Origin of the sequence: Chitinophaga alhagiae (assembly GCF_003568665.1) — a bacterium.
Lineage (GTDB): Bacteria > Bacteroidota > Bacteroidia > Chitinophagales > Chitinophagaceae > Chitinophaga > Chitinophaga alhagiae.
This window is the reverse complement of sequence record NZ_QXMH01000002.1, coordinates 323,006-347,508: the sequence shown is the minus strand read 5'-3', so window position 1 is coordinate 347,508 and position 24,503 is coordinate 323,006. Positions and strand designations below refer to the sequence as shown.

Below are 24,503 nucleotides of genomic sequence, written 5' to 3'. Positions count from 1 at the left end.
CGGCATATTTATTTCAATGCCAGGTGCAAAGCCGCTGCCAGCAAGGCGCCGATCACAGGGCCAACAATGGGTATCCAGGCGTATCCCCAATCACTGTCCCGTTTCCCTTTGATGGGAAGAATAAAATGCGCAATGCGCGGGCCGAGGTCGCGGGCAGGGTTGATGGCATAACCGGTGGGCCCGCCGAGAGAAAGGCCGATGGCCAATACCAGCAGCGCTACCGGCAGGGCGTCTACCGCGCCCAGGCCAACCGGTATGGAAGGCAGCGTTCCCATTCCGGAGGGCAGCCCCTCCAGCTTGGCGAGGTTCACTTCGCCCTTTGCTATGTAAAACACACCGAAGATGAGCACAAAGGTGCCGATGATCTCCGTCAGCAGGTTGTTGACCGTGCCGCGTACGGCTGGAGCGGTGCAGAAAACGGCCAGTTTGCCGTCCGCATCGTCTGTTGCGTCAAACTGCTGCTTGTAGGCTACCCATACCAGGCATGCGCCCAGGATAGCGCCTATCAGCTGCGCCACCAGGTAGCCGGGTACCTGCGCCCATTCAATACCGCCGGTTACGGCCAGCGCCAGGGTTACCGCAGAATTGAGGTGCGCGCCGCTGTATGCGCCCACGGCAAATACGCCTACAAATACGGCCATGGCCCAACCCATTGTGATCACGATCCATCCGCCGTTCTGCCCTTTGCTTTTGTTAAGTACACAATTGGCCACCACGCCATCCCCCAGGAGGATGAGCAGCGCGGTACCAATCAGTTCTGCCAGGAATGTGGACATTGTTATATCAGTTTTTTTAGTAGAATTTGTGGTTATTGTTCTTCCGCCCAAACTTTGGCAGCGCGTACGGCACGGTCCCAGCCTTTTGTCATCTGCTGGCGTTGCGCGTTTTCCATTTCCGGCGTGAAACGCGCGTCTTCCTTCCACTGGCTGCGGATGGTCTCAATACTGTCCCAGAAGCCGGTAGCCAGGCCGGCCAGGTAAGCCGCGCCGAGGGCGGTTGTTTCCGTCACCTTCGGGCGCACTACATTGGTATCCATAATATCCGCCTGGAACTGCATCAGCAGGTTGTTGGCCGTTGCGCCGCCGTCTACCCGCAATTCTGCTATGTTCATGCCCGCGTCCGCTTCCATGGCCTTCAGTACGTCCATGGTCTGGTAGGCAACACTGTCCAGCGCCGCCCTGGCAATATGCGCGTCTTTGGTGCCCCTCGTCATGCCTACGATGGTACCGCGGGCGTACTGGTTCCAGTGGGGCGCACCGAGGCCCGCAAAAGCAGGCACCAGGTATACGCCGTCTGTATCTTTTACAGACAATGCCAGCGCTTCCACGTCTGCTGAGTGGCGGATGATGCCCAGGCCGTCCCGCAGCCATTGCACCACGGCGCCGCCAATAAAAATGCTTCCCTCCAGCGCGTACTGCGTTTTGCCGCCAATGCGCCAGGCAATGGTGGTGAGCAGGTTGTTGCCCGAGGTGATGGCCTTTTCGCCGGTGTTAAGCATCATAAAACAGCCGGTGCCGTATGTATTTTTCACCATGCCGGGCTCGGTACACATCTGGCCGAAAAGCGCGGCCTGCTGGTCTCCCGCAATGCCGGCAATGGGAATTTCGTAAGGGGTGAGGGTAGCTTCGGTATGGCCGTACACCTCGCTGGAAGCACGTACTTCCGGGAGCATGGAGGCGGGGATGTTCATGAGCTTGAGCAGGCTCTCGTCCCACTGCTGCGTATGGATGTTGAACAGCATGGTGCGCGAGGCGTTGCTCACGTCTGTTACATGGAGTTTGCCTTTGGTGAAGTTCCAGATGAGCCAGGTATCTACCGTGCCGAAAGCCAGTTCTCCGGCCTCGGCCTTTGCCCGGGCGCCTTCTACATTGTCCAGTATCCATTTCACTTTGGTACCGGAAAAGTAGGCGTCTACAATGAGGCCGGTCTTGCTGCGAATGTCTTCCGCCAGGCCCTTGCTGCGCAGCTCGTCACAATAGGCGGCGGTACGCCGGTCTTGCCACACAATGGCATTATACAAGGGTTTACCGGTTTTACGGTCCCATACAATGGTAGTTTCACGCTGGTTGGTGATACCCATGGCGGCTATGTTGTCTCCCGTGGTGCCCGCTTTCACAATTACCTCGGCGGCCACGCCGGCCTGGGTAGACCAGATCTCGTTCGGGTCATGCTCCACCCAGCCCGGTTGCGGGTAGATCTGCCTGAATTCTTTCTGGGCCACTGCAACAATGTTCCCTGATTTGTCAAAGATGATAGCGCGAGAGCTGGTGGTCCCCTGGTCCAGGGCCATGATGAATTTTGCTTCCATTGCTTGTATTCTGGCTATTTTTTAAAGTTATTAGTATTGTTTAACGTGGTACATAGTTTTACGAGGTAGTAAGATAGTCGTAATAAATTAAAAGTAAAAAAAAATATCTGGAGGGAAATGAAAGTTTGGGGCGGCAGGTGAAGGCTGGCGGGGCAACCGGCGGGGGATAAAAAAAGGGAGCAACCGGTGGTTGCTCCCTTCCATACATTTTATGATGGTGCTATTACATCTTTTTGGCGTCTTCCAGGAATTTGGCCAGGCCAATGTCCGTGAGGGGGTGCTTCAGCAGGCCCAGGATGGAATCCAGGGGGCAGGTACACACGTCAGCCCCGTTTTCAGCACATTTTACGATGTGGAGAGGGGTGCGGATAGAAGCGGCCAGCACTTCGGTCTTAAAGCCCTGGATGCTGTAGATCTGGGCAATCTGGGCAATCAGTTCAATACCGTCCCAGTTGCTGTCATCAATACGGCCAATGAAGGGAGATACGTAGGCGGCGCCTGCCTTGGCGGCCAGGATGGCCTGACCGGCGGAGAACACCAGCGTACAGTTGGTACGGATGCCGTTTTCCGTGAACCATTTGATGGCTTTTACGCCGTCTTTGATCATGGGCACTTTCACCACAATATTGGGGTGAATGGCGGCCAGTTTTTTGCCTTCTTCCACAATGGAAGCAAAGTCTGTAGAGAGTACTTCGGCGCTTACATCGCCTTCCACCATTTCGCAGATGGTCTCGTAGTGTTTCATGATGGCAGCTTCCCCTTTGATACCTTCCTTGGCCATGAGCGAAGGGTTGGTGGTTACGCCGTCCAGGATGCCCAGGTCATGCGCTTCCTGGATCTGCGAAAGGTTTGCTGTATCAATAAAGAATTTCATATGAAGAGATCATTTATGTTTGAATAAATACGGGCGTTTGTTCCCGTTCCGCTATCCCGGGCAATTTAATCAAAGCAGCAACATTTTTCCGGAATTGTTAGGAAGGAACCTGGCCATGTGGAATAAAAAAAAATGGCAAGTTACTTATATCGCACCGCTTCAACCGCCTACCCTTGCTACATTCCTGTCCTGGGGGAGTTCAGCAGGAGCTGGTCGTATAAGACTTGCCGTTGCAAAGGTAAATCAAAGCTGCATATAATGCAAATATTTAACGGCCAATTCGCGCAGCTTTCATCTAAAACCCCATTGGTAGCGGGTTTCATACCGCATGCCGTTCCGGTTAATTCCGCTTTTTTTTCGGTTTGCCGAAGAGGTCTTTTTCATTTTTGATGATCAGAGACTCATCTTCCGGCGCCTGTTTTACGGGTATTTCCGTGGCGGCGGTCACCCGGTGGTCACCCCGGTATACGGCATTAACGGAAATGCTGCGGGTAAGGCTGTCTGCCGCGGGCAGCAGGAGGTCCTGCCCTATCAGCTTGCCGGCGCTGGCGCTGAAGCGGATGCGGGTGGTATCCAGCGGGTAAATTTTACCGCTGTTGTAGATCCCTTCCACGTTCAGGTAGAAATGGATGCCGCGCTTCAGGCTGTCTGCATAATGGTGAAAGCGGATACTGGTGAGGTACGGCAGTTGCAGCATCACTTCGTGCTGTTTGGAAGGCTGTTCCCTGAATTTGACCAACAGCCGTATGCGGTAATTGTCTGGCCGTACCTGGTTGCGGTTAAAGCGCAACACGCCGTTGCTGCATTCTCCGTAGGGCGTTTCTACTATTACCTGGCTCCAGCGCAGGTCTCCCTTCAGCAGGCCGGCCGTTTTGCGCTCGCTCCCGTCCGCATAGGTCACCACAAGGCCAATGGGCGTAGTGCTGTACAACTCTGCCACGGCGCCGGAATCATACTCGGCCCTGATGCCGGTTACCTCCTTGTGCTGGGCAAAGGCAGGGAGGGCGATCAATATCAGTAGTAACGTTCTCAACATGCGTTTATTTGCTAAAACCATTCCAAAATTAGTCCTATTTTCACGCAATTTTTAAACAGCATGTCATTACCACAACATTCGGACGCCACATTACGGTACCAGCAGCAGGTAGATAATTCGAGGAACTATGTGATGCCCTTCATACAGCAGGAGTTCCCGGAGCTGAAGGGGTTGCGGGTAATGGAAATAGGCTGTGGGGAAGGCGGGGTGCTGACGCCCTTCCTGGAAGCGGGCTGCCGGTGTGTGGGCGTAGACCTTTTCCCGGAAAGGATAGCGCTGGCCAAAGGCTTCCTGGGGCGGTATACGGACAACGGGCAACTGCAGCTGATCGCCAAAAATATTTACGACGTTGATTTTTTCGGGGAGTTCGAACATGCGTTCGACATCATCATCCTGAAAGATGCTATTGAGCACATCCCTGACCAGCACAAGCTGGTAGCCTACCTGAAAAACCTGCTGAGCGTGCGCGGCCAGGTATATTTCGGCTTTCCGCCCTGGTACATGCCCCACGGCGGCCACCAGCAGATCTGCCACAGCAAGGTATTGAGCTTTCTGCCCTATGTACACCTGCTGCCCAGGCCACTCTACCGCGGGCTGCTAAAGGCTTTCGGGGAATCTGACGGCACGGTGAAGGAGCTGATGGAACTGGTAGACACCGGCATTTCCATAGAGCGGTTTGAAAGGATTGCGGCAGATACCGGGTATGTCATCACCCAACGGAAATACTACCTCATCAACCCTATTTACAAATACAAGTTCAATCTTACGCCCCGTGAGCAGTTTGGCTGGCTGAAGGGCATTCCCTTTGTCAGGAACTTTTTCACCACCTGTATGTATTATATGATCAAACCGGTAAATTGAGTGATGTAGCCGGTTGAGGGCATTCCTTTTGTCAGGAACTTTTTCACCACCTGCATGTTTTGATAGCGCCGCTGGCGAGACCCGGTGAGGTCATCAGGCGTTCCATATCTCCCAGGACGCTTCCGCCTGCAGGATCAGCATTTCATGGCCATTCTTCACGGCAGCCCCGCGTTCCGCGCCTTTTTTCATGAAGAGGGTTTCGGCCGGGTTATATACCAGGTCATACAGCAAATGCCGGCTGGTGAGCTGTTCATACGGGATGGGCGGCGCATCGTTTACGTGAGGGTACATGCCCAGCGGGGTGGTGTTCACGATCACTGTATGCTCTTCCATCACCGCCGGCGTTATGGCCTCGTAAGGAATAGTGCCGTCAAAATATTTGCGGCTTACTTCCGTATAGGCAATGCCCATCTCCTGCAAGGCATACTTTACCGCTTTGGCGGCTCCGCCCGCGCCGAGTATGAGGGCTTTTGCATGATGGGGCTGCAACAGCGGGCGCAGGGAGCGGCCAAAACCGATCACGTCCGTATTGTGCCCGGTCAGCTCCGCGCCTTTGCGGCGGATGCAGTTAATGGCGCCAATGGCTTTTGCCGCATCGCTGAAGTGGTGCAGGAAAGGGATCACCTCCTGTTTGTAAGGGATGGTCACGTTCATGCCTTCCAGCTCCGGGTACTGGTCCCAAAGCTCCGTGAAATGCGAGATAGCGGGAATGGGAAAGTTTTCGTAACGGCAGTCTGTAATGCCTTCCCGCTGGAATTTTTCTGTAAAAAATCCTTTGGAAAATGAATGTGAAAGCGGGAAACCGATGAGGCCGAACAAGCGCATTGTATTCAGTTGGAAGTTGCGGGCCCCGGACGCGGGCGGCCCGTGGTCCGCAACGGCTGTTATTCTTTGTCTAAAAAGAGGTGGAAGGTATCTCCGCGGAGGCCAACACGCATGGCTTCCAGGGGAATGACCTCATGAGGGGCCAGGTTGCCGAGGTTGGCATTGCAGCCCACCAGCTCCAGGAAATATAGCTGCTGGTCTTTCTGCGGGGCTTCCCAGATGATCTTTTCAGCGGGTATCTGGGTAAGTATTTCCTGCACCAGGCCTTCGCGCACTTCGCCGCTGCCGCGGTAAATGCCTACGTTGCCGCCTTCGCGCGCTTCCGCAATTACATAAGAGGCGCCGGCCGACAATTCGGCTCGCATCAGTTCGATCCATTTATAAGGGGGAATAATGTGCTCGGCATCTTTGGAGCCCACTTCGCTGAGTACCAGGCCATGTTTGGTGAGCTTTTCTATATAGCCGCATTTTTCCGCGTGAGGGATGGTGATGGAACCGTCAGACACTTCCATGTAAGAGATCCCATAATCCTTGATCACGTTCACATACTCATCAAACTGGTTGCGGATGAGGAACGCTTCAAACAGGGTGCCGCCAAAATAGACAGGGATGTTCGCAGCCTGGTACAGGGCAATTTTTTCTCGAAGGTTGGGTGTTACGAAAGAGGTGCCAAATCCCAGTTTAACAATGTCTACATGCGGGGAGGCGGCAGACAGAAAGTTTTTTGCTTCTTCAACGCTCAGGCCTTTGTCCATCACCATAGTTAACCCATAGCTCCGGGGTTTGCCGGTTCTTTCAGGAATTTGCGTCAGATTAAAATTCATTTTGCACGATTTTATTCTTCTTAATGGTCTTTTCCCACCAAACTGTCATACTAAGCTATGCCTACCTTGTAATTGGATTGGTTTTGTTGGCTTTTCAAACGGTATACAATTTAGAAAACCGCGGCAAAAATAAGAAGTAATCTAATAGAAGAAGCAAAAAATGACTTAACGTTTACGCCTGTAGCGGGCAACAAGGTCTACCACGGCGGTATGCTGGAGGATGGAGGGGTCCAGCTCCACCATCTTTTTGACCTGGCGCGGATGCAGCTGCAGGGCGGTTTCCAGTTGCAGCAGGCCTTCCTTGGTCTTTCCGGTGGCAATGAGCATGGCGGCCCGGTAAAAGAGGAAAACGGGCTTGCGGCCGAGGCGGCCTTCGGCGGCATCCAGCTGGGTGAGCGCTTCCTCCACATGCCCGGAGGCATAGAGGCCGCGTACAAACTCTTTCCAGGCCTGCGCGCTGTTGGGCCGTATGCGCACAGCGTTGAGGAAATGCACCAGGGCCTCCTTGTCGCTACCCAACTGCAGGTAGCATTGGCCCAGGGTGATGTTGTACTCGGCGCTGTGTTTGTTGATGCGCAGGGCGGACTGGAGGGACTTGATGGCGTTCTCCCAGTTCTCTTCCGTCATGTACGCCTTGGCTATTTTGAGATACAGCTTGTCGTCATTAGGGCTGAGGTGCGAGGCCTTGCGGTAGTAGTAGCGGGCCTGCGTGAACTTGCGCATTTTTTCGTAACAGTGGCCAATGGCCTCGTAGATCACATCTTCCGGCTTGGCTACTTCCAGGTGCTTTTGCAGCACTTCAATAGCTTCGTTGAACTTACGGAGGTGGATAAACGCATCGCCCATATTGCGGTACGCGTAGTCAAACCGTTCGTCTATTACCACGGCGTATTGGTAAGCGTCTATGGCTTTTTCATAGAGCTTCAGGCCCTGGTAAGCCGTGCCCAGGTTGAACCAGGCCAGCTGGTTGTAAGGGTGCTCGTTGATGATATTGGTGTGGAGGCGGATACTTTCTTCATTGCGGCCGGTAAATTCCGTCCAGAAGCAGATCTTGTGCAGGGCTTCCTCGTTGTTGGGGTCGTATTCCAGCAACATTTTGAGGCAGTCGAACACCTTCTCGAACTCTTCCCAGTCGTCATACACGTCAGCCAACTCCAGCAGCAGGTCCGTACGGTCTTCGCCGTCAAAGTGGGAGATCTGTTCTTCCAGCAGGGCGGCCGCTTTTTCGTGCTGGTTCATGGCCAGGTACACGTCTGTTTTGAGAATATAAAGGTTAATATCGTTACTGTCCAGCACGGCCGCTTTTTCCAGCAATGCCAGGGCTTCACGGTATTTTTTGGTTTCTATGAGAAGGGCTGATTTTTTGAGTAAGAGCGTGGAAGAGAAGGGGAACTGCTCAATGGCGATCTCAACGGCCTGGAGGGCGTTGTTAAGCTCGTCATGCTCATCATAGTAGTCGATGATCTGTTCGAAAGAATCCTCATCCAGGAAGGCGTGAGACCTGCCCTCCTTTAGATTTTCAAATTGCTGAAGCAAGTCCCTCAAATCTTCAAAATCCTCGTTAAACTCATTAAATGATGGGAAATCGTGATTCATTGATGTAAATATATGTGATTTTGCAGCTGTCACCAAACAAGTTGGCGCTTACCGCTTATGTATTTTTTAACATTTTTTTAAGATAATTGGGTAAATTGCTTTAAGATTCCGTTATGATAGATGACTTTTTAGTATATTTGCATCACAATGAAGCCGAAAACTAACATAATCCAAAGATTTTCATTGTCTTGCCTCATGGTAAGTGCTTTGTTCATGGTTGCACTGCGTGTACAAGCCAATGATCTGGGCGGTAATTTGGATAGCGAAAGCGAAAAGGACAAGGTTGTAAAAAAGACAGAGACCCGCTACAACCTCACCGCCATGCCTAAAACGAATCTGAGCCTTGACGCGGGCTTTAAGGCCAGTGGCATACTGAAAACGAATTTCAATCTCAGTTCTGACAACAGTACTGTCAATGTTAAGTCTGTGGTAACCTATAAAAAGGGAAATGTGACCTATATAGTTCCCTATACTGTACAGGCGCTGCCTGCCAATGGCATGCGGTACCACCAGGTACAGTTCAACCTTCCGTTCAGGAAGAATTAAGGACCATTTTTGAAAGAGATTTTGCAGAAAGGCTGTTCGGAAGAACGGCCTTTTTTGCGTTGAGGGGAAACTGCCGTAGCGAATAGTATGGCGGGCAGTACCTTGGGCTTGGGGACAGCCACAATCGCCTTCTTATCGCCTTGTTATCGCCTTGGGACCCCGGGCTTATCGCCTTCTTATCGCCTTGTTATCGCCTTGATATTGACACTTGAGAGCAATGTGCCATAAGAAGCCCCGCATCATCAGGCTCTTACCCCCTGATCTTCTTCAGCTCTTCCGCGGTAATTTCCCGGTAGCCGCGCGGTACATCAAATACGGAGGCGGGCACAGGGCTCAGGTCTACCTTGGTGGCGGTAACCCTCATTTTAGAGCCGGATTTGGTCACGATCTCAAACTCCAGGGGAATACCCCGGAGGTTCATGAAACGGCGGTTGTAGTATTTGTTTTCCGGGATGATCTCCAGCGTGTAATACACATCGAACGTGCTGCCGTCTTCCATCTTCCCGATGGCCTTCCGGCATTTGTAACCGGCTATCTCGCGGGTTTCGGACTGATCGGTGAACTGGGTGTTCTGATACTTCTTGGTGTCTTGCTCATAGCCTTTCTTGTCTGTACGGATCAGGTACTTATCACCGTGGTTGTCCATCAGCGTTACCACCGTTTCTTCCTGGGCATTGATGAGGTAGGTGTAGTTCACCACGTTAAAGTTCATGTCTATGCGGCTCTGGTTGCCACGGATGTATTGCATCATGGAGCTGTTGGCAAACATGGCCTCCATCTGCAATTGTTCCTGCGGCATTTCTACTTTATAGGTGATCCTGGCGTCCGATATGGTACGTTGGGCCAGGAGCGGCGTTGCCAGGCCAGCCGTGAGGCCTGCCAGCAATCCCCCTATCTGTAACAATTTTCGCATAATTGGTCCTTTAGTACATAGGTATGTGTGAAAAATCTGTGCCAAATGCTTCAAACCCGCTACCACACTGGCTTTTCCTTATTCAAGAAGGCGCCTATTCCCTTTTTGCAGTCAGGGTGCTGCCGGGTTTCCGCATTGAGGCGGGCGGCATTTTCCAGCGCTTCCGGCAGCGGCTGGTCTAACGCCGTACGCACCAGTTGCTTGGTGACTTTCAATGAGTTAGCAGAGGTTTCATTACAAAGGCGCTGCGCCAGCGAGGCTACATGCCCCCGGATATCTGCCGCCGGCACTACTTTATTGATAATGCCGCAAGCCGCCGCTTCCCCGGCCGAGATCAGCTCCCCGGTGAGCAGCAGTTCACGGGCTTTGCCTTCCCCCGTTTTTCTGACCAGGAACACGCTGACCAGCGCAGGCACAAACCCGATGCGCACTTCCGTATACCCGAAACGGGCTTCCGGCACGGCAAAACTGAGGTCTGCCACGGAGGCCAGGCCGCAGCCGCCGGCAATGGCATCTCCCTCTATCTGCGCTATCACTACCTTTTGCAGGGAATAGATCTCCTGCATGAGCAGCATCAGCTCCCGGGAGTCTGCCAGGTTCTCTTCATAGTTGTTTTGCTGCAGCTGCTGCAGGTAATCAAGGTCCGCCCCGGCGCAAAACGCTTTGCCATTGCCGGCCAGTATGATCACTTTCACGTTGCCATCTTCTTCAGCGCGGGCAAAAGCCTGCCGCAATTCCTTTACCAGCGCGCCATTGAGCGCATTGCGCTTCTCAGGGCGGTTGAGGGTAATGGTGGCTACCCGGTCAGCAATATGATAGGTTAATCCGGACATCTGCCAAATGTAAGTGATTTATTTTTACCGAATAAACGGTATACGTAACTGCCTGTAAAACAAACGCCTTTGTCGGAAATTCCGGCAAAGGCGTGTTGCAGTTGTACTGCCTGTTCCATGTTATTTTGCGGTTGCCTCAAAGGCGTTCCGCAGCATATCTGTCTATACTTATACTTACTTCGTGATCTCTTCAATAACGTGCCCTACGTTGCCATTGGGCATCTGGATGCGCAGCATGGCGGCCACGGTGGGCGCAATGTCTGTCATATGCGTGGTACGGTTGGTTTTGCCCTGGCGTACGCCCCAGCCCATCCACACCAGGGGAATGTGGGCATCGTAAGGGTTCCAGAGGCCATGGGTGGTGCCGGTTTTACCGCCATCCAGCCAGCCGGGCTGCAGTACTACCATAATATCCCCGCTGCGTTGTACATTATAGCCGTTGGTCATCATGGACTTCTGCGGTTCAGGCAGTGCGGTGGAGCCCATTTTGTGGAGGTCAAAAGCGTTGGCAATGCCCGGCCATTTCAGGGTTTCGCGGATGAGGAACTGTTTTACTTCTTCCGCCTTGCCGGCTTTTTCAAGCGCTTCATTATCCAGGCTCAGCTGGTAGTTATAAGCGGAAAGGATCACTTTCTTCAGGCCAAATTCCTTTTCAGCAGCGGCGTTGAGGGATTTCACCATGGCCCCGTCGTCCCAGGCGCCGCCAGGGATGCGGTGCTCTTCCAAAAAGCCCGGCACATGCGCCACGGCATGGTCTGCGGTGATGAAGAACAGCCACTGGCCTTTGCCCACCGTTCTGTCAAGATACTTGAAGAATTCGCCCAGGTCTTTATCCAGGCGCAGGTAAGTGTCTTCAATTTCTATGGAGTTGGGGCCATGCTGGTGGCCCACATAGTCTGTAGAGGAAAGGCTCACGGCCAGGAAGTCCGTGATGGGGCCTTTGCCCATCTGGTGGCCTTCCAGGGCCTTTTTGGCAAACTCCAGGGTAAAGGTGTTGCCGAACGGGGTGGAAGACAGGATACCGAAGCTGTTGCCCATCATACCGGCCAGCTCATGCGGGAAGGCGGAGTTTTTCTGGCCTTTGAAGCGGCCTTCGTACGGCTTGTCGTCTTCGGTGCTCTGCACGTACGTTTCAATGGGGTATAGCGTGTTCCAGGGCTGTGACAGGTATTTGGCCGGCCACTTCTGATTATTGAAGGCTTCCGCCCAGGCGGGCAGGCTGTTCATGTAAAAGTTGCTGGTCATGAAATTGCCGGTTACACCATCGTACCAGTAAGCGGCGTTAGCGCTATGGCCGGCGGGAAGAATGGCGCCACGGTCTTTGATGGCCACGCCTACCACTTTGCTGCGGAAGTTGGTAGCCAGGCGCAGCTCGTCCGTAATGGTGGTGGTGAGCATGTTGCGGGGGCTCATTTTGCCTGCCGCTTCGCTGCCGCCAACGGCGCTGGCCGTACTATCTTCCGTGCAATATACACTGCGTTTCAGCGCTTTATTGTACCAGGCGTTGCCGATGATGCCGTGAATGGCGGGCACAGAGCCGGTATACACACAGGTATGGCCGCAGGCGGTAATGGTGGGCGTATAGGGCACCAGGGTGTTCTCGCAGGAGAAACCTTCGTTCAGCAGACGTTTGAAGCCATTTTCGGTATAACGGTCATAATAACGGTATAAATAGTCCCAGCGCATCTGGTCTACTACCATACCAACCACCAGCTTGGGCCGGGGCACTTCTTTCTGCACTTTTTTTCCATAGTTCGGAGGGAAACCGGTGGTGGGTGACGTAGCTTTCTGACCCAAGGCTACCGGCGCCGTCAGCATGCAAATGACGGCCAATAATTTAATACGGCTCATATAAAACATTGATTTATTCCTAACTTGCTCCGTGACTGATATACGTGGAAAAAATTAAGGCATAAAAGTAACCTAAGTTTACAAAAAATAATATTTTAATACCTTTGTGAGCGAATTTTAATTTCATTTTAATAATCATATGGATATATTCGAGAAACTGCTGAAGCATAAAGGCCCTATCGGTGAGCACTCCGAAAGAGCCCATGGTTACTTCGCCTTTCCCAAGCTGGAAGGTGAAATAGGGCCCCGGATGAAGTTCCGGGGGAAGGACAAGATAGTATGGAGCCTCAACAACTACCTGGGCCTGGCCAACCACCCGGAAGTTCGTGCCACAGACGCGCAGGCGGCGGCTGATTTTGGCCTTGCGGCTCCTATGGGAGCGCGTATGATGAGCGGCAACACCAACTACCATGAGCAACTGGAGAAAGAGCTGAGCGAGTACATGGGCAAAGAAGATACCACCCTGCTCAACTACGGCTACCAGGGCATTATGAGCGCTATCGATGCTATCTGTAACAGACGCGATGTGATCGTGTACGATGCGGAGTGCCATGCTTCCATTATAGACGGTTTGCGCCTGCACCAGGGGCACCGTTATGTATTCAAACACAATGATATTGAAGACTGCGAAAAGCAGCTGAAACGAGCGGTGGAACTGTGCAAAACAACCGGCGGCGGCATTTTGGTGGTGACCGAAGGCGTGTTTGGCATGGCGGGTGACCAGGGCAAGCTGAAAGAAATTGCCGCACTGAAAGATAAATACGAGTTCCGCTTTATGGTAGACGATGCGCACGGCTTCGGCACCATGGGCAAAACCGGCGCCGGTACGGGAGAAGAGCAGGGCGTACAGGACAAGATAGACCTGCTGTTCAACACCTTCGCCAAATCAGGCGCGTCTATTGGCGCTTTTATGAGCGGTGATAAAAACATCATCAGCTACCTGCGCTACAACATGCGCTCGCAGATCTTTGCCAAATCCGTTCCCCTGCCCATCGTGATCGGCCACCTGAAAAGAGTGCAGCTGATGCGCCAAAAACCTGAACTGAAAGAAAAGCTCTGGAGCAATGTGAACAAACTGCAGCAGGGCCTGAAAGACAGGGGCTTCAATATTGGCCGCACCAATTCTCCCGTTACGCCCATTTACCTGCAGGGAGACATTCCGGAAGCTACCGCCATGTGCCTTGACCTCCGCGAGAACTACCATATTTTCTGCTCTATAGTGGTATACCCCGTGATCCCGAAAGGGCAGATCATTTACCGCCTCATACCCACGGCGGCGCATTCAGACGAAGACATTGAACTGACGCTGAAGGCTTTCACGGAAACCAAAGCCAAGCTGGACCAGAAGGTGTACGCCGTGGCGGAAATTCCCGTGGTATAACCGGAAAAGTAAGTACGTTACATACAACGATGGGGCGCTCTGCGGAGCGCTCCTTTTTATTTTCCCGCCCGGCACGCCCCCTGCCGCTGAAGGGAGTGACACAACGGCGGCCCCATAGCGTACCGGCTGCCGGTACCCCCCTGTTTAAACATCGTAAAGTATGGGCAAAAAAAGAGGGCTGATGGTTAGTCAGCCCTGAAACAAATCGTTCTTTCACTAGGTGTAATACATGATCTTAAGAATCGATCGTTCATGAGGACATGGTAATAAAAAAAAGTTAAGGTCATCATAGAATATGATTTACTGTTGGGTAAACCATAGAATGATTTATGATCAAATACTTTTTGTTAAATGTCTTTAGGGGATTTCTGTCTAATATATTAGCGCTGGCTCAGGGCGCTGCTCGAACAATGATCGTTGCTTTACAACGTTAACCAAAAATAACGTAGTTCTCCGGTATATCCATAACACGAATGTGGTATTTTGTTAACGCGATGTTAAAACAGTTGTAAAAGGAGTATCCCGCACAATAAAGGGTTTTCCTCCATGAGGAAGGGTTTGGGCGGAACGGCCCGTTAATTTGTAAAAAATACACATTGCAGGGGGTAGTAACGGCGGCGGCCCCCTTAACAATTACGAATAGCGGGAACGGGCGGTATTAACAATTGGCCGGCCATAAAAAAGGCGGCCTCAGCGGGCCGCCTTCTCACTGCGTTATGATGTTCACAGGTTGTTTTCCAACGCTGTATCGTACTTGCTTTTCCATTCTTCCAGCAGTCCCCAGGCTTCACCGTCTACCACCATGCTCTCTCTTTTTACGGTACCAATTTTTTCGTACCGTACAGAGTGGTCAGAGGTATCTACCAGGCCGTGGAGCAAAGCCTCGAATTTTTCCTTGTTGGCCGGGCTTACGCTCACTACCACGCGGCTTTGCGCTTCGCCGAAGAGGTAGGCGTCTTTTCGGAAATCTTTGTTGGTATGCACTTCAAAGCCCAGTTTACCGGCCATGGCGCTTTCCAGCAGGGTGATGAAGAGGCCGCCCTCGCTTACGTCGTGCGCGGACCGGATGAGGCCGCCGCTGATCAGCTTGGTGATGGCCTGCTGCAACTTGTGCTCTTCTTCCAGGTTGAAATGGGGAGCGGGACTGTATTCCACGCCTATGAGCTTGTGCAGGTACTCTGAACTGCTGATGTCGTTATAGCTGCGGCCTACAATATAGATCAGATCGCCCGCCTCTTTGAAACCGAGCGTCATGCGCTGGTCCATACTGTCCAGCACCCCCAGCATGCCGATGGTGGGCGTAGGGTATACGGGGCCGTCTGGCGACTGGTTATAGAAACTTACGTTACCGCCGGTAACGGGCGTATTGAATTTGCGGCAGGCCTCACCCATGCCTTTGATGGCATGAACGAACTGGTAATATACCTCCGGATCGTAGGGGTTGCCGAAGTTGAGGCAGTTGGTGATAGCCACCGGCTCGCCGCCGCTGCACACAATATTGCGGGCTGCTTCGGCCACGGCTATCTGGCCACCGGCATGCGGGTCTGCATACACATAGCGGCTGTTACAGTCTGTGGTAACGGCCAGGGCTTTTGCCGTGCCTTTGACCAGTACAATGGCCGCATCGCTGGGCGCGTTGGTGCTGGCGTTGGCGGTGCCTACCATACTGTCATACTGCGTGTATACCCAGCGTTTGGAGGCTATGTTGGGCAGTTGGGCTATTTTTTCCGCTACTGCTTTGGGGTGGGTAATGTCAGGGATGTTCTGGATATCAAAGGCTTTTACCTTTTCAAAATATTTCGGCTCCACGTAAGCGCGGTGGTATTGGGGAGCGCCGCCGCCCAGCACCAGGCTTTCCGCCGGCACTTCCGCTTCCAGTACGCCGTTCATATAGAAACGGAGTATGGGGTCTTTGGTCACTTCACCGATCTGTACGCAGTGGAGGTCCCATTTATCGAAAATGTCCAACACTTCTTTTTCGCGGCCTTTCTCTACTACTATCAGCATGCGCTCCTGGCTTTCAGACAGCAGCATTTCCCAGCCTTTCATATTTTTTTGGCGGGTGGGCACTTTATCCAGGTGGATGATCATGCCATGTTCGCCTTTGGCGCTCATTTCAGCGGTGGAGCAGGTGATGCCCGCGGCGCCCATATCCTGCATACCTACCAGGGCATTGGTTTTAACCACTTCCAGGCAGGCCTCCAGCAGTTTCTTTTCCTGGAAGGGGTCACCTACCTGTACGGCAGGGAGGTCTTTAGCGCTTTCTTCCGTAATGTCTGCGGAAGCAAAAGATGCGCCGCCTATACCGTCTTTACCGGTGGCGGAACCTACTATAAATACAGGGTTGCCTTCTCCGTGAGAGGTGGCAGACACCATGGTGCCTACTTTCAGTACCCCCACGCTCATGGCGTTTACGAGGGGGTTGGTGCCGTAACAATCTTCAAAATACACTTCGCCGCCCACGGTGGGTACGCCAAAGCAGTTGCCGTAATGGCCAATGCCGTCTACCACGCCTTTCAGCAGGTGCTGCGTTTTGGGATCGGCAATGTTGCCGAAGCGCAGGGAGTTGAGCGCGGCAATGGGGCGTGCGCCCATGGTAAATATATCCCGGTGAATACCGCCCACGCCGGTAGCGGCGCCCTGGAAGGGCTCCAGCGCGGAGGGGTGGTTGTGAGACTCTATTTTGAACACGCAAGCCCAGCCATCTCCAATATCTACCAGGCCGGCATTTTCCTCACCGGCCTTTACCAGCAGGCGGCCGCCTTCGCGGGGCAGGCTCTTGAGCCATACAATGGAGTTTTTGTAGCTGCAATGCTCGCTCCACATCACAGAGTACATGCTGAGTTCCGTAAAATTGGGAACGCGGCCCAGGGTGGCTTTGATACGTTCAAATTCGTCTGCGGTGAGTCCTAACTGTTCGGCGGTTTCTACTGTGGTTTGCATGTATTGATGAAGATTTAAAAAGGAAGATGCAAAACTACATAGTTTTAATTCAATTGACAAGAAACACTAGGAAGCCCGCTATATATATTATATTATTTTAAATATATCAGTTTTAAGACCTCATACCCTCGAATATTTACTTAAAAATTAAAAATATAAGGTTTTTACGGGACAAATGCAATTTTTTGGTGAAAAAAGTGGAAACATCTTGCATATTAGGCCAAACTAGCGTTCTTTTGTAAAAAATATTTCACATCATGCAATCGTTACGCTTTCAGGCGCTGGAAAATCTCACCGGCGTTGATTTTAAAGTAAAGCCCGAACTGAATGGCAAAATCACAGACGTGTTCGGCAGCAACGTGTTTACCGGCAAAGCAGTACGGGAACACCTGAGTGATGAGGCTTATAAAAGCCTGATGAACTCTATCAAAGGTGGCAACAAGATCGAGCGTAAAATGGCTGATCAGATTGCCTCTGGCCTGAAAGCCTGGGCCATGAAAAAGGGCGTAACCCACTATACCCACTGGTTCCAGCCCCTTACCGGCACCACCGCAGAGAAGCACGACTCCTTCTTTACTATTAAAGGAGACGGTTCCAGCATTGAAACTTTTGACGGCGACGCCCTGGTACAACAGGAGCCTGACGCGTCCAGCTTCCCCAACGGCGGCATCCGCGCTACTTTTGAAGCCCGCGGCTATACCGCATGGGACCCCTCCTCCCCTGCTTTCATTATTGAGCAAGGTACAGGTAAAACCCTTTGCATCCCTACCATATTTGTAGCTTACACCGGCGAATCGCTGGATTACAAGGCGCCGCTGCTGAAAGCGCTGTCTGCCCTTGACAAGGCTGCTGTAGACGTATGCAACTATTTCGACAAGAACGTAACCAAAGTAACTGCCACCCTCGGTTGGGAGCAGGAATATTTCATGATCGACGAAGGCCTGGCCAATGCCCGTCCTGACCTGGTACTGGCCGGCCGCACCGTAGTAGGCCACGCGCCCGCCAAAGGCCAGCAGCTGGAAGACCATTACTTCGGCGCCATTCCCGAGCGTGTATACGCTTTCATGCGCGATTTTGAAGAAGAGTCTTACAAACTGGGCATTCCCCTGCGCACCCGTCACAACGAGGTGGCTCCCGCACAGTTCGAGTGCGCCCCCATCTTCGAAGAAGTGAACATTGCGGTGGACCACAACTCCCTGCTGATGGACGTGATGAGCAAAGTGGCCAAACGCCACAGGCTGAAAGTGCTGCTGCATGAAAAACCCTTTGCCGGCATCAACGGTTCAGGCAAGCACAACAACTGGTCACTGGCCACGGACACCGGCGTAAACCTGCTGGCTCCCGGCAAAACGCCGAAGACCAACCTGATGTTCCTCACGTTCTTTGTGAACACCATCAAGGCCGTGCATGACTATGCTGACCTGCTGCGCGCTTCCATTGCCTCTCCGAGCAACGACTTCCGCCTGGGCGCCAACGAAGCTCCCCCGGCCATCATTTCCGTATTCACCGGCAAATACCTGTTTGAAGTACTGCAGGAAGTAAAAAGCCGCGTAAATAATAAATTTGACGAGCAGGATGAGGCCATCCTGAAACTGGACCTGCACCGCCACATTCCGGAGCTGCTGCTGGACAACACCGACCGTAACCGTACGTCTCCGTTCGCCTTCACCGGCAACAAGTTCGAGTTCCGCGCCGTAGGTTCTTCCGCCAACTGCGCTTCCGCCATGACCGTGCTGAACTCCATCATGGCCAAAACACTGGCAGACTTCAAGAAAGAAGTAGACAGCCTGATCGAAAAAGGCGAAAAGAAAGAGATCGCCATTATGCAGACCCTGCGCAAATACATCGTTGATTCCGAGAAGATCCTCTTCGAAGGCGACGGTTATAGCGACGACTGGGCCAAGGAAGCCGAAAAACGCGGCCTGCCCAACATCAAAACCACGCCCAAAGCGCTGGACGCCATGGTGACGCCGCAAGCTACCAAGCTGTATACCGAAACCGGCGTTTACAACGAAAAAGAACTGCATGCCCGTCACGAGATCCTCCTGGAAGACTACGTGAAGAAAGTGCAGATCGAAGCCCGCGTGATCGGCGACCTGGCCACCAACAACATATTGCCCGCTGCCATCAAATACCTGAATGAGCTGCTGGCCAATATCAAAGGCCTGAAGGAAGCCGGATTTGGTGAAGATTCCTACAAAGCACAGAAGCAAATTGCAACGAAAATATCTGAACACATCAATGTCATCAGCGAAAATGTACAGGCCATGATCGAAGCCCGCAAAGTGGCTAACAAGCTGGAAGACAGCCGTCAGAAAGCTATCGATTACTGTGAGAAGATCAAGCAACAGTACTTTGACGTTATCCGTTACCACTCGGATAAGCTGGAGTTCCTGGTAGATGACAAGATCTGGGGTCTCCCCAAATACAGAGAGCTGCTTTTCTTGCGATAAAAAACCGTAAGATTGTTTTGGTGTATGATGGCCCCCGGTATTCACCGGGGGTTTCTTTTTTATACCTGCCCGTTAAACCTTTTACTTTTTTACCGGTCTATCTATAAAATCGTCATAAATATGAAGAAGATCTTATTATTCATGTTCCTGGCCGGCGTAACTACGATGAGCTATGCGCAGGACTCGTTGAGGACGAAACTGAAAAGTAAGCAGGTGGCAGATTTGAAGCTGGACGAAAAGCAGAACAAAGAACTGCAGCAGATCAACAAATCTTACATAAAAAGCTCACAGGAAGTCCGGACCAACACCGCCTTAAGCAAGGAAGAAAAGACAAAACAACTGGAGGCCCTCGGCGCCGCACGTGAAGACAAGATCAAATCCGTGCTCAATGCCGATCAGTTTGAAAAATGGCAAAACAACCGCGAAAGGACCATGGCCCGCGCCGAAGCCTACAAGGCAAAAAGGTATAAAAAAGACGGCCGGAAGCACGGTGAACGCGGCGAAGACATGGTAAAGGCCCTGGGCCTGACCGACGCGCAGGGGCAGGAGTTGAAAAACATCAACAAGGATTTTATGGCCAAAGCCGGCGAGCTGCGGAAGAACTCCTCACTCAGCAGGGAACAGCGCCACGAACAGATGAAATCATTGAACAGCGCACGGCTGGAGAAAATAAAACTGGCGCTGGGCAATGAGCAATACCAGAAATACGACGAGTGGAGAAAAAAAGAAAGGGACCACTATAAATCCATGCGTAAAAAAGCGGGGATGGAAACGAAAATGAAGAAAAAAGAAGCTACTGACAATCTGTAGCACGCTTTTCATGCAAATCTGAGCATTACATTTTAAAAGGTTTTTAAGGTTTAAACGGGCTGCTTTTTCAGGCAGCCTGTTTTTTTTGCCCGATAAAAAAGCTCCCCGGCCATTACCGGGGAGCTTTCCATTATCTTCTCCGCTACCCTACTGCAGCTTGAAAGTTTCTGTAAACTTGGTGGTGAAGTTGCCTTTGCGAAAGTTCTCGTCCTGCATGAGCTGCTGGTGGAAGGGAATGGTGGTTTTTACCCCCTCTATCACAAACTCGCTCAGGGCCCTTTCCATGGTATTGATGGCCTCTTCGCGGGTTTGCGCTACGGCTATCACTTTAGATACCATGGAGTCATAATAAGGCGGGATCACGTACCCTGCATAAATATGGGAATCTACCCGCACGCCATGGCCGCCCGGCGTATGCAGCACGGTAATGCGGCCCGGGGAGGGGCGGAAATCGTTGTAGGGATCTTCCGCGTTGATGCGGCACTCAATGGCGTGCATCTGCGGGGTGTAGTTCTTGCCTGAAATGGGGATGCCCGCGGCAATCTTGATCTGTTCCTTGATCAGGTCAAAATTGATCACTTCTTCCGTAACACCATGCTCCACCTGTATGCGGGTGTTCATTTCCATGAAATAGAAATTGCGGTGTTTGTCTACCAGAAACTCAATGGTGCCCACGCTCTCGTAATTGATGGCGCTGGCGGCCTTGATGGCGGCATCGCCCATTTTTTCACGCAGCTCGGGCGTCATGAAGGGAGAGGGAGATTCTTCTACCAGCTTCTGGTGGCGGCGCTGAATGGAACAATCGCGTTCACTGAGGTGGCACACTTTTCCATACTGGTCCCCTGCAATCTGTATCTCGATGTGGCGCGGCTCTTCCACAAATTTCTCCATGTAAATGCCATCGTTGCTAAAAGCGGCTTTGGCTTCTGTTTTGGCCATGGTATAGGCATTTTCGATCTCGTTCTCGTCCCACACCACGCGCATGCCTTTGCCACCACCGCCGGCGGTAGCTTTCATGATCACCGGCAGCCCCATTTCTTTTGCAAGCGCCCTGGCCTGCTCCACACTTTCCAGCAAACCTTCGGAACCGGGTATAACGGGTACGCCGGCCCTGATCATGGTTTCCTTGGCCGTCATCTTGTCTCCCATTTTGCGGATCATTTCCGGGGTGGGGCCAATGAACTTGATGCCATGCTCCCCGCAGATCTCCGCAAACCGGGCGTTTTCGGCCAAAAAGCCATAACCGGGGTGAATGGCGTCCGCATTGGTGATCTCTGCGGCGGCCATCAGGTGAGGGATATTCAGGTAAGAATCGCTGCTCTGTGGTTTTCCAATACATACGGCCTCATCTGCAAACCTGACGTGCAGGCTGTCTTTGTCCGCGGTTGAATATACCGCCACCGTTTTGATCCCCATTTCCTTACAGGTACGGATGATCCGCAGGGCAATCTCGCCACGGTTGGCGATCAATATCTTTTTGAACATGTTTTTCTTATAGGTGATATAAAAACTAAAAAGGGAAAAGGTTGCAAGCAACCTTACAACCTTCTCACGTTATCAAAGCGTTTATGGTTCTACCAGGAACAAAGGCTGATCGTACTCTACAGGAGAGGCGTCATCCACCAGCACCTTTACGATCTTGCCGCCTACTTCGCTTTCAATTTCGTTGAACAGTTTCATGGCTTCAATGATACAAACTACCTTGCCCGGCGCCACATCGTCCCCCACGTTCACGAACGCGGGCTTGTCAGGGCCGGCGCTGCGGTAAAAAGTGCCGATCATGGGAGATTTGATGGTGATCAGGTTGCTGCTGGCCGCGGGCGCCGCTGCTGCCGGAGGGGCGGCTGCCGGGGCCGGAGCGGGCGCCACTGCCTGGGGAGCCACTGCTACAGGCTGCACCGCCGTTACGGCCGGTACTGTTACGATCTGTTGTACTTCGCTTTCCTTCTGCTTTATTGTGATCTTGAACTTGTCCTGCTCAATGCTCAGTTCGCTGATATTTGATTTGTTGACCATTTTTATCAGCTCCTGAATCTGTTTAAAGTCCATGTAGACAGTTTTTGGTTTTTAGTTAAATGCTGGTTCTCTGATAATAGAATTGAAAAAAAGTATATGGCTATTCTTTTACACGCTCAATGTATTCACCTGTTTTGGTATTTACGCGGATCAACTCGCCTTCATTTACGAACAGGGGCACCATTACGGTTGCGCCGCCTTCAACGGTAGCGGGTTTCAGGGTACGGGTGGCGGTGTCTCCCTTCATGCCCGGCTCTGAGTAGGTCACTTTCAGCACAATTTTGTCAGGCAGCTCCACGCCCATGGGCTGTTCCGTTTCGGTATTGATGGCAATGGATACCTCGTCCCCGTCTTTGAGGAACTGCGGCGCGTCTACCAGTTGCTCGCTCACTACTATCTGTTCAAAGGTCTCTTTATCCATGAAATTGTACCCGCTCTCGTCCTGGTACAGGTATTGGAAAGCTTTTTTCTCCACGCGCACCGGGTAAATAGTGTCGCCGGAGTTCCAGGTATGCTCAATTGAACGGCTATTGTCAACCCCCTTCAATTTTGCCCATACCTTTGCAGCGGCACGGGCTGTTTTGTTCTGACCAAACTCTACAACAGAATACAAGCTGTTATCCAGCTTAATGATCAATCCTGTTCTGATATCTGCGGTGGTAGCCATAAAAGGTCACTGATTTAAAGTTAAAAATTTACATTAGGATTGCAAAAGTAAAAATTTTCGCATATGAACAAACAAAACTTGCCGGATTTCACACAAAAGCGGTATAGTTTTGGTACAAATTCACGCGAAGTTAATTATCACTTTACTATTTTTAAAAATATGATTATGAGAAGATGGCTATTCCTGTTCTTATGCCTGCCGGTAATGCTAAAAGCCCAGTCTGTTACGCCTTCTGCGGCACATGTACCGCCCTATAAACAACACAATATCATATCTCCCGTTCCGCTTACCCTCTACAACGGCCAGGTATTCACTAAAAATGACCTGCCGAAGAACAAACCCGTAATGGTATTCCTCTTCAGCGTGGAATGCGACCACTGCGCGCACATGACGGAAGATATCCTCAAAAACATCAGTAAATTCGGAAAATCTACCATATTAATGGTCACTCCCTTTAAACTGGAGCGGATGCAAACCTGGTATGACCAGTACCACATCAGGAACTACCCGAATATTATCATGGCTGCCGAGCCCACCCGCCAGATCGCGTACTATTACGACCTGAAGAATTTCCCGGGTATTTACATATACGACAAGAAGCACCGGCTTGTGGCAGACTACGAAGGTACCGTTAAACTGGACACTTTGTTAAAGCACTTGTAAAATTCTTTCCCGGGGTACCCAAATTCCGGCTCCGATATGCTATTTTTGTTTCCCAAATAATTCTTCACCTTTTTAAAATACTCAGATACGATGAAAGTTACTGTTGTAGGAGCTGGCAATGTGGGGGCAACCTGCGCTAACGTGCTGGCCCACAGAGATTTTCTGCAGGAAGTTGTTTTGCTTGATATCAAGGAAGGCACCGCAGAAGGCAAGGCACTGGATACATGGCAGCAAGCTCCCATTGACTATTACAGCACCAAAGTGACCGGTGTTACCAATGATTACGCCAAAACCGCCAACAGCGATGTGGTGGTAATCACCTCCGGCCTGCCCCGCAAACCCGGTATGAGCCGCGATGACCTGATTTCAACCAACGCCAACATCGTTAAATCTGTTACCGAGAATGTGATCAAACATTCACCTGACGCCATTATCATAGTAGTGTCCAACCCGCTTGACGTAATGACCTACTGCGCTTACCTGAACGCTAAAAAAGACAGCAGCAAGGTATTCGGCATGGCCGGCATCCTGGACACTGCCCGTTACCGCGCCTTCCTGGCAGACGAGATCGGCTGCTCTCCCAAAGACATTCAGGCCATCCTGATGGGCGGCCACGGAGATACCATGGTGCCCCTGCCCCGTTACACCACCGTAGGCGGCATCCCCGTTACAGAGCTGGTAGCGGCAGATAAACTGGAAGCCATCATCCAGCGCACCAAAGTAGGCGGCGGCGAAATCGTGAACCTGCTGGGCACTTCCGCCTGGTACGCTCCCGGCGCTGCGGCAGCACAAATGGTAGAGGCCATCCTGAAAGATGAAAAACGCATCTTCCCCGTTTGCGCATGGCTCACCGGCGAGTACGGTCTGAAAGACATTTACCTGGGCGTACCTGTGGTACTCGGCAAAAACGGTATCGAAAAGATCATTGAGCTGCAACTGGACACAGCCGAGCAGGCACTGCTCAATACCTCCGCCAAACACGTAAAAGAGGTAATGGACGTGCTGGACAACATGAAAACACCCGCCTGAGGCCGGTAGGCCATATATGAGAAAGCACCTGTACTGAAAAGCACAGGTGCTTTTTTTGTTGCAGCGCCACGTTA

At 51.9% G+C, this 24,503-nt stretch carries 21 protein-coding genes and 1 other RNA gene; 7 read left to right on the top strand and 15 right to left on the bottom strand.

The genetic code is table 11. The features are described from left to right. Positions 1 to 8: 8 nt before the first annotated feature. The 5 genes from D3A97_RS12370 to D3A97_RS12350 all read right to left on the bottom strand — a co-directional run bounded on the left by D3A97_RS12370 (position 9) and on the right by D3A97_RS12350 (position 4,215). Entirely contained in the window at positions 9 to 776 is a 768-nt protein-coding gene (locus D3A97_RS12370; protein WP_119078809.1) for an MIP/aquaporin family protein, read from the bottom strand. Between the two features lie 32 nt (positions 777 to 808). Continuing rightward, complete coding sequence (glpK, locus tag D3A97_RS12365) at positions 809 to 2,308, bottom strand: glycerol kinase GlpK (protein ID WP_119078808.1); 1,500 nt, start codon at positions 2,306 to 2,308, stop codon at positions 809 to 811. A 223-nt stretch (positions 2,309 to 2,531) separates the two neighbouring features. Continuing rightward, a complete protein-coding gene (gene fsa, locus D3A97_RS12360; RefSeq protein WP_119078807.1) occupies positions 2,532 to 3,182 on the bottom strand; it encodes a fructose-6-phosphate aldolase in 651 nt (216 codons plus the stop codon). 130 nt (positions 3,183 to 3,312) lie between these two features. After that, positions 3,313 to 3,412: signal recognition particle sRNA small type (gene ffs, locus D3A97_RS12355), an RNA gene on the bottom strand. A gap of 110 nt (positions 3,413 to 3,522) precedes the next feature. Beyond that, positions 3,523 to 4,215 carry a hypothetical protein gene (locus D3A97_RS12350; protein ID WP_157986508.1) on the bottom strand — a complete coding sequence of 231 codons (693 nt, stop codon included), beginning with the start codon at positions 4,213 to 4,215 and terminating at the stop codon, positions 3,523 to 3,525. A gap of 63 nt (positions 4,216 to 4,278) precedes the next feature. Between D3A97_RS12350 and D3A97_RS12345 the strand changes: the two genes are divergently transcribed. Continuing rightward, a complete protein-coding gene (locus D3A97_RS12345) occupies positions 4,279 to 5,079 on the top strand; it encodes a class I SAM-dependent methyltransferase (protein WP_119078805.1) in 801 nt (266 codons plus the stop codon). A 93-nt stretch (positions 5,080 to 5,172) separates the two neighbouring features. Here D3A97_RS12345 and D3A97_RS12340 read toward each other — a convergent pair whose 3' ends face one another. The 3 genes from D3A97_RS12340 to D3A97_RS12330 form a co-directional block, all read right to left on the bottom strand. Then, positions 5,173 to 5,904: a shikimate dehydrogenase family protein gene (locus tag D3A97_RS12340; protein WP_119078804.1), complete on the bottom strand. Its 732-nt coding sequence runs from the start codon at positions 5,902 to 5,904 to the stop codon at positions 5,173 to 5,175. A 59-nt stretch (positions 5,905 to 5,963) separates the two neighbouring features. After that, a complete protein-coding gene (locus D3A97_RS12335; protein WP_119078803.1) occupies positions 5,964 to 6,728 on the bottom strand; it encodes a phosphosulfolactate synthase in 765 nt (254 codons plus the stop codon). 165 nt (positions 6,729 to 6,893) lie between these two features. Then, on the bottom strand, positions 6,894 to 8,273 hold the full coding sequence (locus D3A97_RS12330) for a tetratricopeptide repeat protein (RefSeq protein WP_232825950.1): 1,380 nt from the start codon (positions 8,271 to 8,273) through the stop codon (positions 6,894 to 6,896). Between the two features lie 264 nt (positions 8,274 to 8,537). Here D3A97_RS12330 and D3A97_RS12325 point away from each other — a divergent pair, with 264 nt between their 5' ends. Continuing rightward, positions 8,538 to 8,870 (top strand): hypothetical protein, encoded by a 333-nt coding sequence (locus tag D3A97_RS12325; RefSeq protein ID WP_119078801.1) that lies wholly within the window; start codon positions 8,538 to 8,540, stop codon positions 8,868 to 8,870. Between the two features lie 250 nt (positions 8,871 to 9,120). On the opposite strand, the gene D3A97_RS12320 is transcribed toward D3A97_RS12325, so the two are convergent. The 3 genes from D3A97_RS12320 to pafA form a co-directional block, all read right to left on the bottom strand. After that, on the bottom strand, positions 9,121 to 9,783 hold the full coding sequence (locus D3A97_RS12320) for a hypothetical protein (RefSeq protein ID WP_157986507.1): 663 nt from the start codon (positions 9,781 to 9,783) through the stop codon (positions 9,121 to 9,123). A 59-nt stretch (positions 9,784 to 9,842) separates the two neighbouring features. Then, positions 9,843 to 10,616, bottom strand: a complete 774-nt coding sequence (locus D3A97_RS12315; RefSeq protein WP_119078799.1) for an enoyl-CoA hydratase/isomerase family protein — start codon at positions 10,614 to 10,616, stop codon at positions 9,843 to 9,845. Between the two features lie 174 nt (positions 10,617 to 10,790). After that, positions 10,791 to 12,467, bottom strand: a complete 1,677-nt coding sequence (gene pafA, locus D3A97_RS12310) for an alkaline phosphatase PafA (protein ID WP_119078798.1) — start codon at positions 12,465 to 12,467, stop codon at positions 10,791 to 10,793. A gap of 139 nt (positions 12,468 to 12,606) precedes the next feature. Here pafA and D3A97_RS12305 point away from each other — a divergent pair, with 139 nt between their 5' ends. Continuing rightward, positions 12,607 to 13,848: an aminotransferase class I/II-fold pyridoxal phosphate-dependent enzyme gene (locus D3A97_RS12305; RefSeq protein WP_119078797.1), complete on the top strand. Its 1,242-nt coding sequence runs from the start codon at positions 12,607 to 12,609 to the stop codon at positions 13,846 to 13,848. Between the two features lie 723 nt (positions 13,849 to 14,571). On the opposite strand, the gene purL is transcribed toward D3A97_RS12305, so the two are convergent. Next, positions 14,572 to 16,791, bottom strand: a complete 2,220-nt coding sequence (gene purL, locus D3A97_RS12300; protein ID WP_119078796.1) for a phosphoribosylformylglycinamidine synthase subunit PurL — start codon at positions 16,789 to 16,791, stop codon at positions 14,572 to 14,574. 257 nt (positions 16,792 to 17,048) lie between these two features. On the opposite strand from purL, the gene D3A97_RS12295 reads away from it, so the two are divergent. Together D3A97_RS12295 and D3A97_RS12290 are read left to right on the top strand one after the other, a co-directional pair. Next, a complete protein-coding gene (locus D3A97_RS12295; RefSeq protein WP_119078795.1) occupies positions 17,049 to 19,244 on the top strand; it encodes a glutamine synthetase III family protein in 2,196 nt (731 codons plus the stop codon). 120 nt (positions 19,245 to 19,364) lie between these two features. Next, entirely contained in the window at positions 19,365 to 20,054 is a 690-nt protein-coding gene (locus tag D3A97_RS12290; protein WP_119078794.1) for a DUF4890 domain-containing protein, read from the top strand. Positions 20,055 to 20,201: 147 nt separating this feature from the next. On the opposite strand, the gene accC is transcribed toward D3A97_RS12290, so the two are convergent. The 3 genes from accC to efp all read right to left on the bottom strand — a co-directional run bounded on the left by accC (position 20,202) and on the right by efp (position 22,737). Then, the gene (gene accC / locus D3A97_RS12285; protein ID WP_119079549.1) at positions 20,202 to 21,539 is read right to left on the bottom strand and encodes an acetyl-CoA carboxylase biotin carboxylase subunit; all 1,338 of its coding nucleotides are present in this window, start codon (positions 21,537 to 21,539) and stop codon (positions 20,202 to 20,204) included. An 81-nt stretch (positions 21,540 to 21,620) separates the two neighbouring features. Next, a complete protein-coding gene (gene accB / locus D3A97_RS12280) occupies positions 21,621 to 22,103 on the bottom strand; it encodes an acetyl-CoA carboxylase biotin carboxyl carrier protein (RefSeq protein ID WP_119078793.1) in 483 nt (160 codons plus the stop codon). 67 nt (positions 22,104 to 22,170) lie between these two features. After that, a complete protein-coding gene (efp, locus tag D3A97_RS12275) occupies positions 22,171 to 22,737 on the bottom strand; it encodes an elongation factor P (protein WP_119078792.1) in 567 nt (188 codons plus the stop codon). 165 nt (positions 22,738 to 22,902) lie between these two features. On the opposite strand from efp, the gene D3A97_RS12270 reads away from it, so the two are divergent. Together D3A97_RS12270 and mdh are read left to right on the top strand one after the other, a co-directional pair. Continuing rightward, positions 22,903 to 23,400, top strand: a complete 498-nt coding sequence (locus D3A97_RS12270) for a peroxiredoxin family protein (RefSeq protein WP_157986506.1) — start codon at positions 22,903 to 22,905, stop codon at positions 23,398 to 23,400. A 90-nt stretch (positions 23,401 to 23,490) separates the two neighbouring features. Further along, positions 23,491 to 24,429: a malate dehydrogenase gene (gene mdh, locus D3A97_RS12265; RefSeq protein WP_119078790.1), complete on the top strand. Its 939-nt coding sequence runs from the start codon at positions 23,491 to 23,493 to the stop codon at positions 24,427 to 24,429. The last annotated feature ends 74 nt before the right edge of the window (positions 24,430 to 24,503 follow it).

Bases quoted from the DNA above. Each gene is read 5' to 3' on its own strand.
- pafA (WP_119078798.1), bottom strand. From the start codon at position 12,467: ATGAGCCGTATTAAATTATTGGCCGTCATTTGCATGCTGACGGCGCCG.
- accC (WP_119079549.1), bottom strand. From the start codon at position 21,539: ATGTTCAAAAAGATATTGATCGCCAACCGTGGCGAGATTGCCCTGCGG.
- D3A97_RS12270 (WP_157986506.1), top strand. From the start codon at position 22,903: ATGAGAAGATGGCTATTCCTGTTCTTATGCCTGCCGGTAATGCTAAAA.
- D3A97_RS12320 (WP_157986507.1), bottom strand. From the start codon at position 9,783: ATGCGAAAATTGTTACAGATAGGGGGATTGCTGGCAGGCCTCACGGCT.
- fsa (WP_119078807.1), bottom strand. From the start codon at position 3,182: ATGAAATTCTTTATTGATACAGCAAACCTTTCGCAGATCCAGGAAGCG.
- D3A97_RS12345 (WP_119078805.1), top strand. From the start codon at position 4,279: ATGTCATTACCACAACATTCGGACGCCACATTACGGTACCAGCAGCAG.
- efp (WP_119078792.1), bottom strand. From the start codon at position 22,737: ATGGCTACCACCGCAGATATCAGAACAGGATTGATCATTAAGCTGGAT.
- D3A97_RS12295 (WP_119078795.1), top strand. From the start codon at position 17,049: ATGCAATCGTTACGCTTTCAGGCGCTGGAAAATCTCACCGGCGTTGAT.
- glpK (WP_119078808.1), bottom strand. From the start codon at position 2,308: ATGGAAGCAAAATTCATCATGGCCCTGGACCAGGGGACCACCAGCTCT.
- D3A97_RS12370 (WP_119078809.1), bottom strand. From the start codon at position 776: ATGTCCACATTCCTGGCAGAACTGATTGGTACCGCGCTGCTCATCCTC.
- D3A97_RS12325 (WP_119078801.1), top strand. From the start codon at position 8,538: ATGGTTGCACTGCGTGTACAAGCCAATGATCTGGGCGGTAATTTGGAT.
- purL (WP_119078796.1), bottom strand. From the start codon at position 16,791: ATGCAAACCACAGTAGAAACCGCCGAACAGTTAGGACTCACCGCAGAC.
- D3A97_RS12290 (WP_119078794.1), top strand. From the start codon at position 19,365: ATGAAGAAGATCTTATTATTCATGTTCCTGGCCGGCGTAACTACGATG.
- D3A97_RS12340 (WP_119078804.1), bottom strand. From the start codon at position 5,904: ATGCGCTTGTTCGGCCTCATCGGTTTCCCGCTTTCACATTCATTTTCC.
- accB (WP_119078793.1), bottom strand. From the start codon at position 22,103: ATGGACTTTAAACAGATTCAGGAGCTGATAAAAATGGTCAACAAATCA.
- mdh (WP_119078790.1), top strand. From the start codon at position 23,491: ATGAAAGTTACTGTTGTAGGAGCTGGCAATGTGGGGGCAACCTGCGCT.
- D3A97_RS12315 (WP_119078799.1), bottom strand. From the start codon at position 10,616: ATGTCCGGATTAACCTATCATATTGCTGACCGGGTAGCCACCATTACC.
- D3A97_RS12305 (WP_119078797.1), top strand. From the start codon at position 12,607: ATGGATATATTCGAGAAACTGCTGAAGCATAAAGGCCCTATCGGTGAG.
- D3A97_RS12335 (WP_119078803.1), bottom strand. From the start codon at position 6,728: ATGAATTTTAATCTGACGCAAATTCCTGAAAGAACCGGCAAACCCCGG.